The sequence below is a fragment of the Chryseobacterium piscicola genome (genome assembly GCF_900156685.1).
Taxonomy (GTDB): Bacteria; Bacteroidota; Bacteroidia; order Flavobacteriales; family Weeksellaceae; genus Chryseobacterium; species Chryseobacterium piscicola.
Genome location: NZ_FTOJ01000010.1, coordinates 95,832 through 110,892 on the forward strand (window position 1 = coordinate 95,832; position 15,061 = coordinate 110,892).

The 15,061-nt window shown below is 32.7% G+C and carries 15 protein-coding genes; 13 read left to right on the top strand and 2 right to left on the bottom strand.

All coding sequences use genetic code 11. From position 1 onward, the window contains the following. Window positions 1-9: 9 nt before the first annotated feature. The 11 genes from BW939_RS14025 to BW939_RS14085 all read left to right on the top strand — a co-directional run bounded on the left by BW939_RS14025 (window position 10) and on the right by BW939_RS14085 (window position 11,039). Window positions 10-609 carry a bifunctional nuclease family protein gene (locus tag BW939_RS14025; protein ID WP_076452649.1) on the top strand — a complete coding sequence of 200 codons (600 nt, stop codon included), beginning with the start codon at window positions 10-12 and terminating at the stop codon, window positions 607-609. Between the two features lie 19 nt (window positions 610-628). After that, the gene (locus tag BW939_RS14030) at window positions 629-2,011 is read left to right on the top strand and encodes a nucleoside permease (protein ID WP_076452666.1); all 1,383 of its coding nucleotides are present in this window, start codon (window positions 629-631) and stop codon (window positions 2,009-2,011) included. A gap of 214 nt (window positions 2,012-2,225) precedes the next feature. Further along, complete coding sequence (locus tag BW939_RS14035; RefSeq protein WP_076452650.1) at window positions 2,226-3,200, top strand: zinc metalloprotease; 975 nt, start codon at window positions 2,226-2,228, stop codon at window positions 3,198-3,200. 767 nt (window positions 3,201-3,967) lie between these two features. Continuing rightward, window positions 3,968-4,168, top strand: coding sequence for a hypothetical protein (locus BW939_RS14050; protein WP_076452653.1), 201 nt, complete (start codon window positions 3,968-3,970; stop codon window positions 4,166-4,168). A 288-nt stretch (window positions 4,169-4,456) separates the two neighbouring features. Continuing rightward, the gene (locus tag BW939_RS14055; protein ID WP_076452654.1) at window positions 4,457-4,846 is read left to right on the top strand and encodes a hypothetical protein; all 390 of its coding nucleotides are present in this window, start codon (window positions 4,457-4,459) and stop codon (window positions 4,844-4,846) included. Between the two features lie 51 nt (window positions 4,847-4,897). Next, the gene (locus BW939_RS14060) at window positions 4,898-6,076 is read left to right on the top strand and encodes an acetyl-CoA C-acyltransferase (RefSeq protein WP_076452655.1); all 1,179 of its coding nucleotides are present in this window, start codon (window positions 4,898-4,900) and stop codon (window positions 6,074-6,076) included. A 5-nt stretch (window positions 6,077-6,081) separates the two neighbouring features. Continuing rightward, complete coding sequence (locus BW939_RS14065; RefSeq protein ID WP_076452656.1) at window positions 6,082-6,291, top strand: hypothetical protein; 210 nt, start codon at window positions 6,082-6,084, stop codon at window positions 6,289-6,291. A gap of 102 nt (window positions 6,292-6,393) precedes the next feature. After that, complete coding sequence (locus BW939_RS14070) at window positions 6,394-7,872, top strand: MFS transporter (RefSeq protein ID WP_076452657.1); 1,479 nt, start codon at window positions 6,394-6,396, stop codon at window positions 7,870-7,872. Between the two features lie 71 nt (window positions 7,873-7,943). After that, window positions 7,944-8,870 carry a mevalonate kinase family protein gene (locus BW939_RS14075; RefSeq protein WP_076452658.1) on the top strand — a complete coding sequence of 309 codons (927 nt, stop codon included), beginning with the start codon at window positions 7,944-7,946 and terminating at the stop codon, window positions 8,868-8,870. A 13-nt stretch (window positions 8,871-8,883) separates the two neighbouring features. Further along, window positions 8,884-9,810: a UbiA family prenyltransferase gene (locus BW939_RS14080; protein WP_076452659.1), complete on the top strand. Its 927-nt coding sequence runs from the start codon at window positions 8,884-8,886 to the stop codon at window positions 9,808-9,810. Between the two features lie 62 nt (window positions 9,811-9,872). Then, a complete protein-coding gene (locus BW939_RS14085) occupies window positions 9,873-11,039 on the top strand; it encodes a proline dehydrogenase family protein (protein ID WP_076452660.1) in 1,167 nt (388 codons plus the stop codon). An 88-nt stretch (window positions 11,040-11,127) separates the two neighbouring features. Here BW939_RS14085 and BW939_RS14090 read toward each other — a convergent pair whose 3' ends face one another. Further along, window positions 11,128-11,661, bottom strand: a complete 534-nt coding sequence (locus tag BW939_RS14090) for a helix-turn-helix domain-containing protein (RefSeq protein ID WP_076452661.1) — start codon at window positions 11,659-11,661, stop codon at window positions 11,128-11,130. Window positions 11,662-12,521: 860 nt separating this feature from the next. Here BW939_RS14090 and BW939_RS14095 point away from each other — a divergent pair. Continuing rightward, window positions 12,522-13,628: a M14 family zinc carboxypeptidase gene (locus BW939_RS14095; RefSeq protein WP_076452662.1), complete on the top strand. Its 1,107-nt coding sequence runs from the start codon at window positions 12,522-12,524 to the stop codon at window positions 13,626-13,628. A gap of 57 nt (window positions 13,629-13,685) precedes the next feature. On the opposite strand, the gene BW939_RS14100 is transcribed toward BW939_RS14095, so the two are convergent. Next, window positions 13,686-14,192 (bottom strand): DUF4920 domain-containing protein, encoded by a 507-nt coding sequence (locus BW939_RS14100; protein ID WP_076452663.1) that lies wholly within the window; start codon window positions 14,190-14,192, stop codon window positions 13,686-13,688. A 157-nt stretch (window positions 14,193-14,349) separates the two neighbouring features. On the opposite strand from BW939_RS14100, the gene BW939_RS14105 reads away from it, so the two are divergent. Continuing rightward, window positions 14,350-14,709, top strand: coding sequence for an MmcQ/YjbR family DNA-binding protein (locus BW939_RS14105; protein WP_076452664.1), 360 nt, complete (start codon window positions 14,350-14,352; stop codon window positions 14,707-14,709). Window positions 14,710-15,061 lie beyond the last annotated feature (352 nt).

Consider the following 15,061-nt stretch of genomic DNA (forward strand, 5'->3'; position numbering starts at 1 on the left):
TTTGTAGCCATGGATTATAAACAGCTAATCATTCGCGGAATATCATACAGCCAGACGCAATCTGGAGCATACGCTTTGTTATTGGAACATGAAGAAACAAACGTTAAATTACCCGTTGTTATCGGGAACTTCGAAGCACAATCCATTTCTTTAGGCTTAGAAAAAGATATACATCCGCCGCGCCCACTTACTCACGATTTATTTACAAAATTTATTGTTTCTACGAATTATAAATTGATTTCTGTAATCATTTATCAAATTGTAGATGGTGTATTTTTTTCAAATATTAATTTTAAAAATTCGGAAACCGAACAAGAATTGATTTTGGATGCCAGAACTTCAGATGCTGTTGCAATGGCGGTAAGATTTGATGCACCTATTTTTACTACTCAGCAAGTCCTTAATGAAGCAGGGATTTTATTGGAATTGGAAGAAGTTGCCAAAGAAGATGACGTTTTTTCTGAAACCTTATCTTCTGAAGACAGCCTTACATCAATTTCCATGGAAGAGTTACAGAAATTGCTGGAAGATGCCGTGAAAGAAGAAGACTTTGATACTGCTCTTGAAATTCAAGACGAAATCAAAAGAAGAAAAAAGAAAATTGATTAAGAAATATTATAGAGACACAATGAATTTAAAATTAAGATTGACCGTCCTTAGCTTTCTGCAGTTCTTTGTTTGGGGAGCATGGCTTATAACGATGGCGAATTTCTGGTTCGGTACAAAACAATGGGACGGAACTCAGTTCGGAGCTGTTTTTGGAACCATGGGTATCGCTTCGATATTTATGCCTACAATTACCGGAATTATTGCTGACAGATGGGTAAATGCAGAGAAAATATTCTCTATTCTTCAAATTCTTTACGGGATTACACTTTTCGTTTTACCGCACAGTGATAATCCGAACTCATTTTTTACGGTTATGCTGGTCGCAATGTGCTTTTATATGCCTACGATTGCCTTGGCAAATTCTATTTCATATACGGTCTTAAAAAACAGTAATCTGGATGTTGTAAAAGATTTTCCGCCCATTAGAGTTTGGGGAACGGTAGGGTTTATCGTTGCAATGTGGATTACCAATCTTACAGGAAACAAAGCCACCGAAGGACAGTTCTACATCGCTGGAGTAGCAGCCATCATTCTTGGAATTTATGCCTTGACGTTACCAAAATGTCCGCCACAAAAATTAATTGATGAAGATGCACCACTATCTGAGCAACTTGGTTTAAATGCTTTTAAGCTTTTTAAAAATTATAAAACAGCACTTTTCTTTTTATTTTCAATGCTTTTGGGAGCTGCTTTGCAATTGACTAATGCTTATGGAGATGTATTTTTAAGTGAATTTTCTCATTTCCCAAAATATGCAGATTCTTTTGTTGTGCAGAGATCAACGATAATCATGTCTATTTCGCAGGTTTCGGAGACTTTGTTTATTTTGGCAATTCCGTTTTTCCTGAAGAGATTTGGTATTAAAAGAGTCATGCTTTTTTCTATGTTTGCATGGGTTTTAAGATTTGGATTTTTTGCATACGGAATCCCTGAAGGATATGGTTTGGGACTTATTATTATGTCGTGTATCGTGTACGGAATGGCTTTCGATTTCTTTAATATTTCAGGTTCTCTTTTCGTTGAAACAACCACAGATAAAAAAATCCGTTCTTCCGCTCAAGGTCTGTTTATGATGATGACCAATGGTTTCGGAGCGGTATTCGGAAGTTATATTGCGGGTTGGGCAATTGATAAATTTTTTACCCATAGATTTACTAACGTTACAGAATTATCATCTTACTTGGAGACAACACCTGATAATCAATCGTTTGTAAAAATCCTTAAAGAGAGTTTTCATTCAGCAGTTAATCCAGACGGAACCTTATCAAGCGTTGTGATGATGAAAGATTGGCATAATATATGGCTTTCTTTTGCAGCCTATGCCTTAGTTTTAGCAATTCTGTTTTGGGTGCTCTTTAAACACGAACATAATCCTGCCGAACTCAAGGAAATTAATCATTAATAAAAGTGACTTATCATAGAAAACGCATCTCTTCAAAGATGCGTTTTTTTATTGTGACAGAATTTTTTAGTGTGATTTTCAGAATCTTATGTTGGTGTAGTGTAAATTTCTGTAGAAAAAAAAATTCAGATTAGTAAATTTATTATATTTGTTTAATATTTAGATATTCTTTAAGGATATGTAAGTTAACCCTAATAATTAATATGAATTTGATATGAAAAAAACCATTCTAATGCTAGGCCTTGTTGGTCTATTCGCTGTAAGCTGTGAGTCTGATGAAAAAATGGATCAGCAATTGGGAGACAGCCAAATTGAAAGTTCATCTTTCAAAAGAAACTGTGCTTCAGACGACGTTTTGAAACAACAGTTAGCCGATGATCCTCAGCTTAGTAAAAAAATGCAGCAAATAGAATCATTTACTGCTGCGAAAATGCAGGAAAATTTCAATTCCAGATTAGTAAATGGAGTTATTGAAATACCTGTTGTGGTAAATGTATTATATAAAACTGCAGCAGAAAATATTACAGCGGCGCAGATTCAGTCTCAGATTGATGTATTAAATAAAGATTTTAACGCAACCAACAGCGACTATAATAATGTTCCGACTCTTTTTGCTAATGTAAAAGCTAATGTTGGAATCAGATTCGTATTGGATCAGGTAGTAAGAAAATCAACCAACAAAACATCTTGGGGAACAAAGGATGCTATGAAGAAATCTAACCAAGGAGGTTTGAACCCACTTTCTCCAACCACTAAACTGAACCTCTGGGTGTGTACAATTGGTGGCGGAATTTTAGGTTATGCACAGTTTCCTGGTGGGTCTTCGGCTACGGACGGCGTAGTAATAGATTCAAAATATCTTGGAACTACTGGTACGGCAACATATCCGTATAATTTAGGAAGAACAGCCACACACGAGGTAGGACATTGGATGAATCTGCGTCATATCTGGGGCGATGCAACTTGTGGAAATGATCTCGTTGCAGATACGCCATCTCACAATACTGCCAATTACGGGGCTCCAGCTTACCCACATTACAGCACTTGTACAGGATCTCCTGTAGAAATGACCATGAATTACATGGATTATGTAGACGACAGAGCAATGTATATGTTTTCTACAGACCAAAAAAGCAGAATGCTTGCTATTTTCCAGTCCGGCGGACCGAGATATTCTTTTGCTCAATAAAATTCTTACAGCAGATAAATGGAATGCACTTTTGAAAAAAAAGTGCATTTTTTTGTTTTTAAAGCAACCATTTTCAGAATTTGCAGTCTTATAGATAGAAACTCATCAAAGAAGCATTTAGAAGAGAATTTTAAACTTGCAAAAAACAGGATTGAAGAGCTCAGAAAGCGCTTTATGACTTTTTTTCAGCTAAAATGTTTTCAGTAGCAAATTCTTAAACCAATAATATTCATGATGTGGAAGATGTTTTACTTAATGCTTTTCTAAAATGTTTTAATAAAATCAATGCTTGCAACGATTGTAAAAGCTTTCCGTTTTGGCTGAGGAAAAATGTCGTTAACGATTCGATAACTTTTGTCAGGAAAAGTAAGAATATTTTGTATGCCGACAAATATTCCGATGAAGAATTGAATGGAAATCTGATTGAAATTAATCTCGAAGAAATATTTTCACAAATGCCGACGAATTACTTTTGGGTAGAGAGCTAGGCAAAACCAGAAGTGAATCTAGCGAGCAAAAACAATTTGGTGTTTTGGATGCTTCACTTATGAAAACCAATTAGGTGGTTTTACAAGTCCTTTTTTCTATAAACTTCGAGTTGCTTATCGGTACGGAAGATTTGTACCAAGAGATGAAAAGTTTTTTTTCAGAATGAAAACCAGTTTTATTTACAAGACTTTACATAAGGTGTTCTTAAGAAAACAGGCTTAAATAATTATTGTATTACTATCTCTCTTGAAATAAAATGGGTTCTCAATCCTAAATATGTGGAGAATGAAAACGTAAAAAATATTGACAGCAGGAAAACTCAGCTCTACATTGTTGCAGGTTTGTATGGTAGAGGAAGAGTGAATAGCTTTATTTATAACAGATTTTCTATTGATTATTCTGAAAGAATTGTAGAGAGAGAAACGGTAAATAATGACGTCAATAATTTTCTTTTTGGAGGTAAATTAGCAATCGGATAAAGAGACGTAGGTTTATATATTCAGAAAGATTTTAACCCGATATTCAACAATCAAGCATTGCTTACAAACAAATATGGTTTTCAAGTAGGAGTAGAATTGATGAGTATTAATTTTTAAATTCACATTTTAATTAACTTAATATTAAATTATTAGTAATTTTAAATACCTAATTATATTTAAAATATATCATGATTTTGAATTATTTGATTTTAAAACATACTTACAAAAACTATCTTTTTTTTTGTACTTTGGCATTCTGAGATTCAGTAAAAATTGTAGAATAAAGTAATGAAAAATTTACAGCTTTTAGGATTGGTTTTGGTCGTGGTGGGTAGCTTTCTTCCTCTTGTTCATGTTCCTATCATAGGAAACTGGAATTATTGGCAGCTGGATCATTATCTGGCAATTTTTTGCTGGATATTCTGTGCATGCGCAGTTTTTGGAATTGCAAATAACCGCTCGGTTTTAGTTAACACTTTTGCCGTATTTTTGTTGATACTTTTTGTATTTACTTTATTTGCAGTAAAATATCAAGCGTCAAGCTACTTCAGTTTTTTACCTTTAAAATCTTGGACGAATGCTTTAGCCGGAACCGTAAAGTTACAATGGGGATGGTTAATAGAGTTTTTTGGGGCTCTCATTATGCTTTTTGCTAAAAATAAACAGAAATCGAAATGATTTTTTGTCATTCAATTCAATTAAATATTAATAAATAAAATTAAAAAAAATATGAAAGAAGTATTCATTGTTTCCGCAGTAAGAACTCCAATAGGAAGTTTCATGGGAAGTTTATCAACAGTTCCAGCTACAAAACTGGGCGCTGCAGCGGTAAAAGGAGCTTTAGATAAAATTAATTTAGATCCGAAAAACGTTCAGGAAATCTATATGGGGAATGTTCTCCAAGCAGGTGAAGGTCAGGCACCGGCTCGTCAGGTTGCTTTAGGTGCAGGACTTTCAAACGAAACTCCGTCTACTACAATCAATAAAGTATGCGCTTCAGGAATGAAGGCTGTTACAATGGCAGCACAAGCGATAAAAGCGGGTGACGCAGATGTGATCGTTGCAGGAGGTATGGAGAATATGTCAATGGTTCCACATTATTACAATGCAAGAAACGCAACCAAATTGGGTGATGTAAAAATGCAGGACGGAATGGTTTTAGACGGTCTTACAGACGTTTACAACAAAGTACACATGGGAGTTTGCGCAGAAAAATGTGCTACCGATTATAGTTTTTCAAGAGAAGATCAAGACAATTTTGCCATCGAGTCTTATAAAAGATCTGCAAAAGCTTGGAGCGAAGGAAAATTTGCTGAAGAAGTTGTTCCTGTATCAATTCCACAAAGAAAAGGAGATCCTGTAATTTTTGCTGAAGATGAAGAGTATAAAGCGGTAAATTTCGACAGAATGCCAACGCTTCCAACAGTATTCAAAAAAGAAGAAGGAACAGTAACAGCAGCTAATGCATCTACTTTAAATGATGGTGCTTCTGCCTTAATCCTTGTTTCTAAAGAGAAAATGGAAGAATTAGGATTAAAACCTTTAGCAAAAATTGTTTCTTATGCTGATGCAGCTCACGAGCCTGAAAACTTTACAACAGCGCCTTCAAAAGCTTTACCGATTGCTCTTAAAAAAGCTGGTTTAGAAATTTCAGACATCAATTTTTTTGAATTTAATGAAGCATTTTCTGTAGTTGCTTTGGCAAATAATAAAATCTTAGGATTGGATGCTGCAAAAGTAAACGTAAACGGTGGAGCAGTAGCTTTAGGACATCCGCTGGGTAGTTCAGGTTCAAGAATTATTGTTACCTTGATCAATGTTTTGAAGCAAAACAACGGTAAATATGGTGCTGCAGCTATCTGTAACGGTGGCGGAGGAGCATCTGCAATCGTTATTGAAAATATGTAAGTTTTATGAAAACTAAATTTGCCATTATTGTTTTTTTAGTCGGCGCTCTAATTAATATTTTGGGTGCATGGCTTAAAATTACTCACATTTCGCTGGGCCCATTTAATGGAAATATATGTTTAACGATAGGTTCTATAGTACAAGGTTTAGGCATTTTGCTTCTAATTTATAAACTTTTGACGACTCAAAAATTGAAAGATTTGCTGAATAAGTAAAGGCATTACCATAAATTAATATTCAAAACCATTAAGAATTATTCTTTTTTTAAGTATAATCTTAATGGTTTTTCTATTTTTGTGCAAATAATTAGTTTGAAAATGTCTGAAACTGAAATTCAACCAACTCAAAATATAAAAAATAACCCTAAAATCATGAAAGCCTGGGCAGTATATGACTGGGCAAACTCTGTTTATTCGCTGGTTATTACCTCTGCTATTTTCCCGATTTATTATTCGAGTCTTACTACATCGTACAACAAGAAAGTTTGGGTAGCCGAGGCAAAAGAATTTCAGGAAATTCCGGTTCGAAATATGATTACAATTTTCGGAGATTCTTATGAGCCGGATGCTGTTCTTAGTTTTTCTTATGCCTTGTCTTTTCTGTTGGTGGTACTTTTATCTCCCGTTTTATCTTCTTTAGCAGATACTATTGGTAATAAAAAATCTTTTTTACAATTTTTCTGCTATCTGGGAGCAACTTCGTGTATGGGATTGGCCATGTTTACAGGTATGAATACCGTTTTTCTAGGTTTATTATTCAGTATTACTGCAAGCGTTGGCTTTTGGGGAAGTTTGGTTTTTTACAACTCTTTTTTACCAGATATTGCAACACCAGATCAACAAGATGCATTGTCTGCAAAAGGGTTTATCTATGGCTATATAGGCTCTGTAGTGCTGCTAATTATCTGTCTTTTTTTAATACAAGGAATTACAAAAGATCCACACATCAAAAATATACTCACACGATCTAGTTTTTTACTTACTGGAGCTTGGTGGTTTGGTTTCTCACAATATACCTTCAAACACATTCCTCAATTTGGAAATGTAAAAGAAAAACTTCCGAAAGATTTGGTACTTTTAAACTACAAAAATATCTTCAAAAGACACAAAGAGCAAGGAGGTTTTTTTGAGGTTTTAAAAGACAATATCAGTTTCTACAAAGATATTGCTAAAGAGAGTTTCAGAGAATTATTCAGAGTGGGAAACAAGCTTTTTAAAGACAAAGCATTGAAGTTTTTCCTTTCTAGTTTTTTCTTTTACAGTGTGGGCATGCAAACTATTTTCTTAATGGCAGTTCCGTTCGGAAGTACAGTGATTTTCCCTAAAGATGCTGATAAATATAAGTTAATCATCACTATTTTAGTAATTCAGATTATTGCAATTTTTGGAGCGTTCTTATTTTCAAAATTGTCTAAGAAAATCGGGAACAAAAACGTGATTACAATTGCTGTAATTATTTGGATTATCTGCTGTCTTTCTGCTTATTCTTTAAACAAAGAAAACCCTAATCTACAACTTCAGTTTTACGGTTTGGCTGGTCTAATAGGTTTGGTAATGGGAGGTCTTCAGGCCATGTCTAGATCTACCTACTCCAAACTTTTACCAGAAAATTCAATGGAAAATACAACATATTTTAGTTTCTATGATGTTTTAGAAAAGATAGCAATCATCTGCGGAATGCTTATTTTCAGTATATTTATTCAGAAGTTTCACAATATGCAATATGCGTTTATCACAATGTCAGCATTTTTTGCGGTGGGAGCCATTTTAATTAGATTTTTAAAATCAAAAATTTAAAGTATGAATGGCTTAAAATTTGTTAATATTCAGCACAATAGCTTAACTTTGTATAAATATTTAAACACAAAATGACGAACCCTTTATTTTACGCAAAAATTATCCTTTTCGGAGAGTATGGAATGATAGAAGATTCGCAAGGTCTTGTAGTTCCTTACAGTTTTTATAAAGGCACACTAAAATTTTCAGATTCAGATTCAGAATTTGAAAAAAAATCTAATGATCACTTAAAGAAATACGCAGAATATCTTCAGAATCTAGCTCTTCCGGAGCAATTCAAATTAGATATCAATCGTTTTAAAGAAGATATTTTAAAAGGACTTTTTTTTGATTCTAATATTCCCCAAGGCTATGGTGTAGGAAGTTCGGGAGCATTGGTAGCAGCTATTTTTGAAAAATATTGTTTCACAAAACACAATCCGGATAGCATTTCCAAAGACGACCTTAAAAATATAAAAGCTGTTTTTGGGGAAATGGAGAGTTATTTTCACGGAAAAAGTTCAGGTATGGATCCTTTGATTTGTTACATGAACCTACCCATTCTTATCGAAAGCAAAGAAAATTTAGGTAAAGTAGCAATCCCGAAAGGAGAAGAAGGAAAAGGAGCAATTTTTCTTATAGACTCAGGAATCACAGGGGAAACCGGACCAATGATTCAAATTTTCTTTGAAAAAATGAAAACTGAAGGTTTCCGTAAAACTTTGAAAGAAGAATTTATTCGATACAACAATGCGTGTATTGATTCTTTCCTGAAAAAAGATATGAATCCTTTCTTCAGAAACCTAAAAAAGCTTTCTCACTGGGCATACGAAAATTTTCGTCCCATGATTCCCGAAAGTATTTTCAATATCTGGAAAAAAGGGTTAGATTCAAATGCTTATTACCTTAAGCTTTGTGGAAGTGGCGGTGGTGGCTACATTTTAGGTTTTACAAAAGATTACGAAAAGGCAGAAAAAATGCTTGAGGGCTTCGATAAAGAAGTGATTTATAGATTCTAAAAAATTTTCAGGAATGGGTTCTGAAAAAAATTCTTTACCAATACATCCGCCATCAAAATCACTATTCTACAGATTTTCTCAGTTTGTGGGATTTCTGTTGGGAGCAAGATTTTTTGTTGCAATACTTCTTACTTTCGCACTCTATGTTTCAACATTTTTTCTCTTTAACCAGGATGAAAATTTCAGGAATTTTGTCTTTGATTTTAAAGTTCACGGCATTATTTTTTGTACAGTTCTCACGATTTTAGCTGGTGGAATTATCAATCAATTTTACGATGTAGAAAAAGATCATATTGTAAAACCTTTCAGAAGTAGGATTCAGAGCTTTATTAAACAAAAATATTTTCTATATATTTATCTCTTCCTCTCAATTATTTCACTAGGAATAGCCACTTTTATATCTCATCGAGTTTTACTTTTTTTCTTATTTTACCAGTTTGTTATGTGGTATTATAGCCACAAACTAAGTAGAATATTAGTTGTAAATAACCTCACTTTTGTAGCATTAACGCTTTATCCTTTTTTCGGAATGATGGTTTATTACCAAACATTTTCTAAAAAAGTTTTATTGATGGCAATTTTTTTGTTTTTGGTTTTATTAATCATTGATATTGTAAAAGATACATTGACAAAAAAGGTAGATAATGTTTTTGGATATACTACAATTCCAAACTTTTTTTCAAGAAAAGTAGCAAACACCAGCATTATCTCACTCCTCATTACCGCAATGTTCGTTTCTGCGAAAATTATTGATAAAAGCGGGCTTATAGGCTTCATGGCATATTATTTTGCCTCAAGTTTATATGTTTTTACTATTTGTGTTTTTTTAATTATCAATTCCAACAGACGAAACAAATTTATTACGCTTAATATTTTAAGGTTTTGGCTATTCATTGGTATTGTTTCAATGCTGCTTAATGGTATTTACGAGAAAATCTGAAATAATTTTTAGTAGCATTAATGATTTGTTTACATTTGCAAAAATCTAATCTAACTTAAATAATGTCTATTTTTAACGACACTAAAGTTGCATTTGCTGACAAAAGCGATGCGCAGTTGAGAAAAGCGTACTGGATGTTCAAAATGATTGAGCAACCTACACTTACCAGTCTTGGTACTTCGATTCTTAATTTTACCGTTCACAACAATTTTCCTTTCGTGAAAAGTGTTGTGAAAACTACACTCTTCGAGCAGTTTTGCGGTGGCGAAACGCGTGAAGAAAGTATGAAAGCAGTAAAGCAACTCTTCAAAAGAGGTGTTGGAAGTATTTTCGATTATTCTATTGAGGGTAAAGAAGATGAAGAAACTTTTGACTCTGTTTGTCAGGAAATTAAGGATATTATTAAATTTTCTGTAGGAAATCCTGCCATTCCTTTTATAGTGTTCAAACCTACTGCATTTGGTAGAATTGATTTGTACGAGGCTGTTGGTAAGGGTTCTGAGCTTACTTCAAGTCAGAAAGAGGAATGGATGAGAGTGGTAAAAAGATTTGATGAAGTTTGTAAACTTTGCCATGAACACAGCAAAAAAGTAATGGTAGATGCTGAAGAAACCTGGATGCAAGATGCAGCCGACCGTCTTTGCGAAGAGATGATGGAGAAATATAATCGTGAAAAACCCATTGTTTGGAACACCATTCAAATGTACAGAACCGGCCGTCTGGAGTATATGGAGCAGAATCTTCAGAGAGCAAAAGAACGTAATTATTTCATCGGTTATAAGATTGTGCGCGGTGCTTATATGGAGAAAGAAAGAGCTAGAGCTTTGGAAAAAGGATATGATGACCCTATTCAACCAACAAAGGAAGCTTCGGATAAAAATTATAACGCAGGAATTGATTTTGTAATGCAAAATTTACAGAAAGTTTCCGCATTTTTTGGTACTCACAATGAGGTTTCTTCTGAGTTGGTCATGGATAAAATGAAAAATAAAGGAATAGAAAATAATCATTCAAACATCTATTTTGGGCAGCTTTATGGGATGAGTGATAACATTAGTTTCTACCTTTCTGATAAAGGCTATAATGTTGCTAAATATTTACCTTATGGGCCTGTAAAAGATGTTGTTCCTTATCTTACAAGAAGAGCCAGAGAAAATACTTCTGTTGCCGGACAAACTGGTAGAGAATTGGGCTTAATTAAAAAGGAATTGGATAGAAGGAATAAATAATCATACTTTTAAATAGATAAAGCTTCGCAATACTGCGAAGCTTTTTTTTAGTGTAAAATTTTGAGCTAAAATTATTGTAAAATTGAGTTTAAGGCTCAAAACTTTCAAATTTTCCGTTTTCATAGAATAAAACAATACGTTTTATTTTACTACATTGATTTTCAATGACTTGACTAAGTATTTTATCGTTGGAATTTTCTAATCGCTGAGAATCGAATATTTTTTCTGAAGGTTTACGCTCGTACGCTGTATTAGATTCTAAAGCTCTTTCTGTGATTATCGTTTTTTCCTGCTTTGGTTGATCGTAAATTTTTTCCTCTTCCTCATCAATAATTAAAGTGAAAAGATCGGGAAGAGAGGTGGGCTTAGATTTTTCATCTGTAATTTCTTCTTCATCTGGAAGTTCAGATTTCAACATTTCGCCATCACCATTCACTAGCCAATCCCATAAAATCTCAGGAAAGCGAGATTTTATTTTAATAATAAATTCTAATGATGGCTTATTTCTTCCCGATGTCACATGAGAAATTGATGAACGTTGTACATCAACTTCATCCGCAAATTCTGAAGGAGTAAAACCAGAATATTCTATAACTTTTGAAATTCTCTCATTTAAACTCATAAAATAAACGTTAAATAATATATTACAAATGTAAATATTAAATTTACAACTAACAAATACAAATGTAAATAAAATTACACTTTATTGTATACAAAAGTAAAACAGTTAAATGTCTGTAAAATAACATGTTATATATATCAAAATTTTTTAGGACTATAAATTCCAATTTTATTCCACATAAAGTCAAAAGGATTTTTGTCTTAAAGTATCAGATGAAGTAAATTATTTAAATAAAATTTTTGTGAATACTAAATATTGTAGTCTTTCATTAATTTTCTGTAAACGACTTCTATCAGACATTTTTTGATGTCTAAACAGAGCATAGAGTAGGAGACAGGCTGCAAATGTTTTTAAAGCAATTTTAAAGCGAATTGTAAGGTTCATAAACGAATAAATAATGTTTTATCTATATGCAAACAGCCTTTTAAAAGGAGTTTTAAAGGATATTAAGAGACGCTTCATTCAAATTAAACACGATTTCATTATACTATCTTACAGATTCTATTTAAATCTTATTTCTACAGCAATTTTTAAAGTTATAAACAAAAAATAAAACTGTTTACATTTGTAACTCGCTAAAATATTACGAATTAATCCACATTTTAAATGTTTAGCGTTTTTACACGCAAAAGACAGTTTTTAAGCGCTTTTACACTTAAAGTAAATATATAATTAGACTTTAGTTGAAGTTTATATTTGTTTGATTATCTGTTATTTATGTTTATGTAATTAAATTATTATCAATTAACATTTTTATCAACAGACATTATGTCAATTTACATCGTTTGAATCATTTACAAATGTTAATTTTTTAATTTTCTAAAATTGTAGTATTTTTGAACGATGTAAATTACCATGCAATGAAATTTGAAGATTTTTACAAACCTAATCTGGGGTTTCCAAATCGCTATATCTCGCCAGAAAAATTATTTTCTTATCTGCACACCCACTACAGCGATTCTATTACTGAGATTGGTAGATCATTTCTTAATCAACCGATTTATAATTTATCTCTCGGAACGGGTTCTTTGAAAGTTATCGCTTGGTCGCAAATGCACGGAAACGAATCCAACGCAACCCATGCGATGCTAGATTTACTTAGTATTTTTGAAAATGAAAAAGGTTTTAGCGATAACCTTCTAAAACAAATACAACTTGATTTTATTTTTATGTTAAATCCTGACGGATCGCAACGATGGACGCGTCTAAATGCACAAGAGATTGATCTCAATAGAGATTTTCACCTCAATCAGAGTGCCGAATTGAAAATACTTAAAACAATAATTGAAAAAGGAAATTATCATTATGCACTTAATCTTCATGAGCAACGCACCATCTTTACTACCGACGGAATACATCCGGCAACGCTTTCATTTTTGTCTCCATCAGAGAATGTAGATAGAAAAATAACTGAAAATAGAAAAAAATGTATGGCGGTAATTTCGGCGGTAAATACTGAATTACAGAAATTAATTCCGAATCATATTGGGCGATACTCTGATGCATTTTACCCTACTTCCACAGGAGATAATTTTATAAAATCTGGCTTGCCAACAATACTTTTTGAAGGTGGTCATTACCAAAATGATTATTTGAGAAAAGAAACCAGAAAATACTATACAATCGCTTTGTATCACGCACTAGAATCTATGGCAAAGCTAAAAGGAGAGTCATCAGGCTGGGAAAAGTATTTTGATATTCCCGAAAATAAAGAGTCGCATTACGATATTATTTATCGAAATGTAAAGCTAAATACCGATTACGATTGTATCTTGGATATTGCCGTTCAGTTCAGAGAAATTTATGAAATGGGAAATGAAGAAATTACATTTGCTCATTATGTAATTGCTGTTGGGGATGTGAAGGAGAAAAAAGGTTGGAAAGAGATCGATTGCTCTGGAAAGAAATTTATTTCGGAAACAAAATATCCAAAATTAGATGAAATTGTAAGTTTCACGTTTGAATAAAAAAATACGGCAGAACTAAATAGCTCTGCCGTAATGTTATTATGTACTTATTTCAAATTAGTTTACTACCTTAATTCCTGTAGCTACAAATCTAATTTCTTCTTTTGGAGAAGTGATGGCATCAATTTCTGTTTGAGATTTTTTAGCATCAGTTGCGTAGTGTTTTTGCTCGTCAACTGAGATTGTTTTTACCTCTGCAGTTCCGTCCATCACAACGTTTTTACCTTTCAATGCGGTAGGAACAAAAAAGCCATAATCCTGCATCTTTACAAAAAATTCAGAATTGTTGTCGGTTTTAATTTTTAGCCAGCAACCTTTTTTCTCACAAACCTCAGTCACAGTACCTTTGATGGCAACGTTTTCAACTTTTTTGGCTTTTTTTAGCTTCTTGCTTAATTTATTTACTGTAATTGCGTTTGATTCAGATTTTACACCAACTACAGAGCCGTATGTGTCGCCTACGATTGCATTTCCGCTAGGTGGGCCTACTTTCGGAGATTCCTGTGCAAAAGCAACGCTGGATAAACTTACAGCAAAAACTGCTATCAATGATTTTAGTTTCATAAAAATAATTTTTACAAAAATACTAATTATAATGATTGTGCGGAAAAAAAATAATCTGATGATTTCAAAATGAAATTTTAAGAAATGATTTTATTTCGGAATGTTTCAACGCATATTATTATTCATATTTTAATAAATTCGTCAAAAAAAATAAAAGATGGATGCCAACGAAATTTTAGATTACTGTTTAGCAAAAAATGGGGTGAGTGAAAGTTTTCCTTTTGATAATGAAACATTGGTTTTGAAAGCAGCAACAAAAATGTTTTTATTGATCTCTCTGGATAAGCAACCGCTGGCAATTGCCGTAAAGACCAATCCCGAGTGGAGCGAAGAGCTTCGCGAGCAGCATCCGCAAATAACGGGAGCTTATCACATGAACAAAACGCATTGGAATTCTGTTACTTTAGATGGTTTGAAAAAAGATTTAATTCTAAAACTGATTGATCATTCTTATGATTTGGTATTTCAGTCGCTGACGAAGAAAATGAAGGAAGAAATTGAGAATTTGGGAAAATAAATTTGTGATGCAAATCACCAGTTATTTTTATTAAATAGTGATTAATAATTAATTATAAATATCATATTATAAGATAGTTAACATAATATATTTGTCAAAAAAAAGTGATAAACCCTATTGTGAGTTATTTGTTTTTTTTTTTTACTTTGAAGAGTTGAAACCAATGCGCAAAAAGATTAAACACAAATTAATTTTAACATTAAAAAATTTATTAAAATGAAAAAATTTATTTTAGGACTGTTCTTAACAGTAGGAGTTGGATATGCAAATAAAAATTCCAGTATAAGTTAAGCTACATTTTGATAAATTTTGTTTTGATTATTAAACTCTTCAATAGTTTTGTATTTCAGTG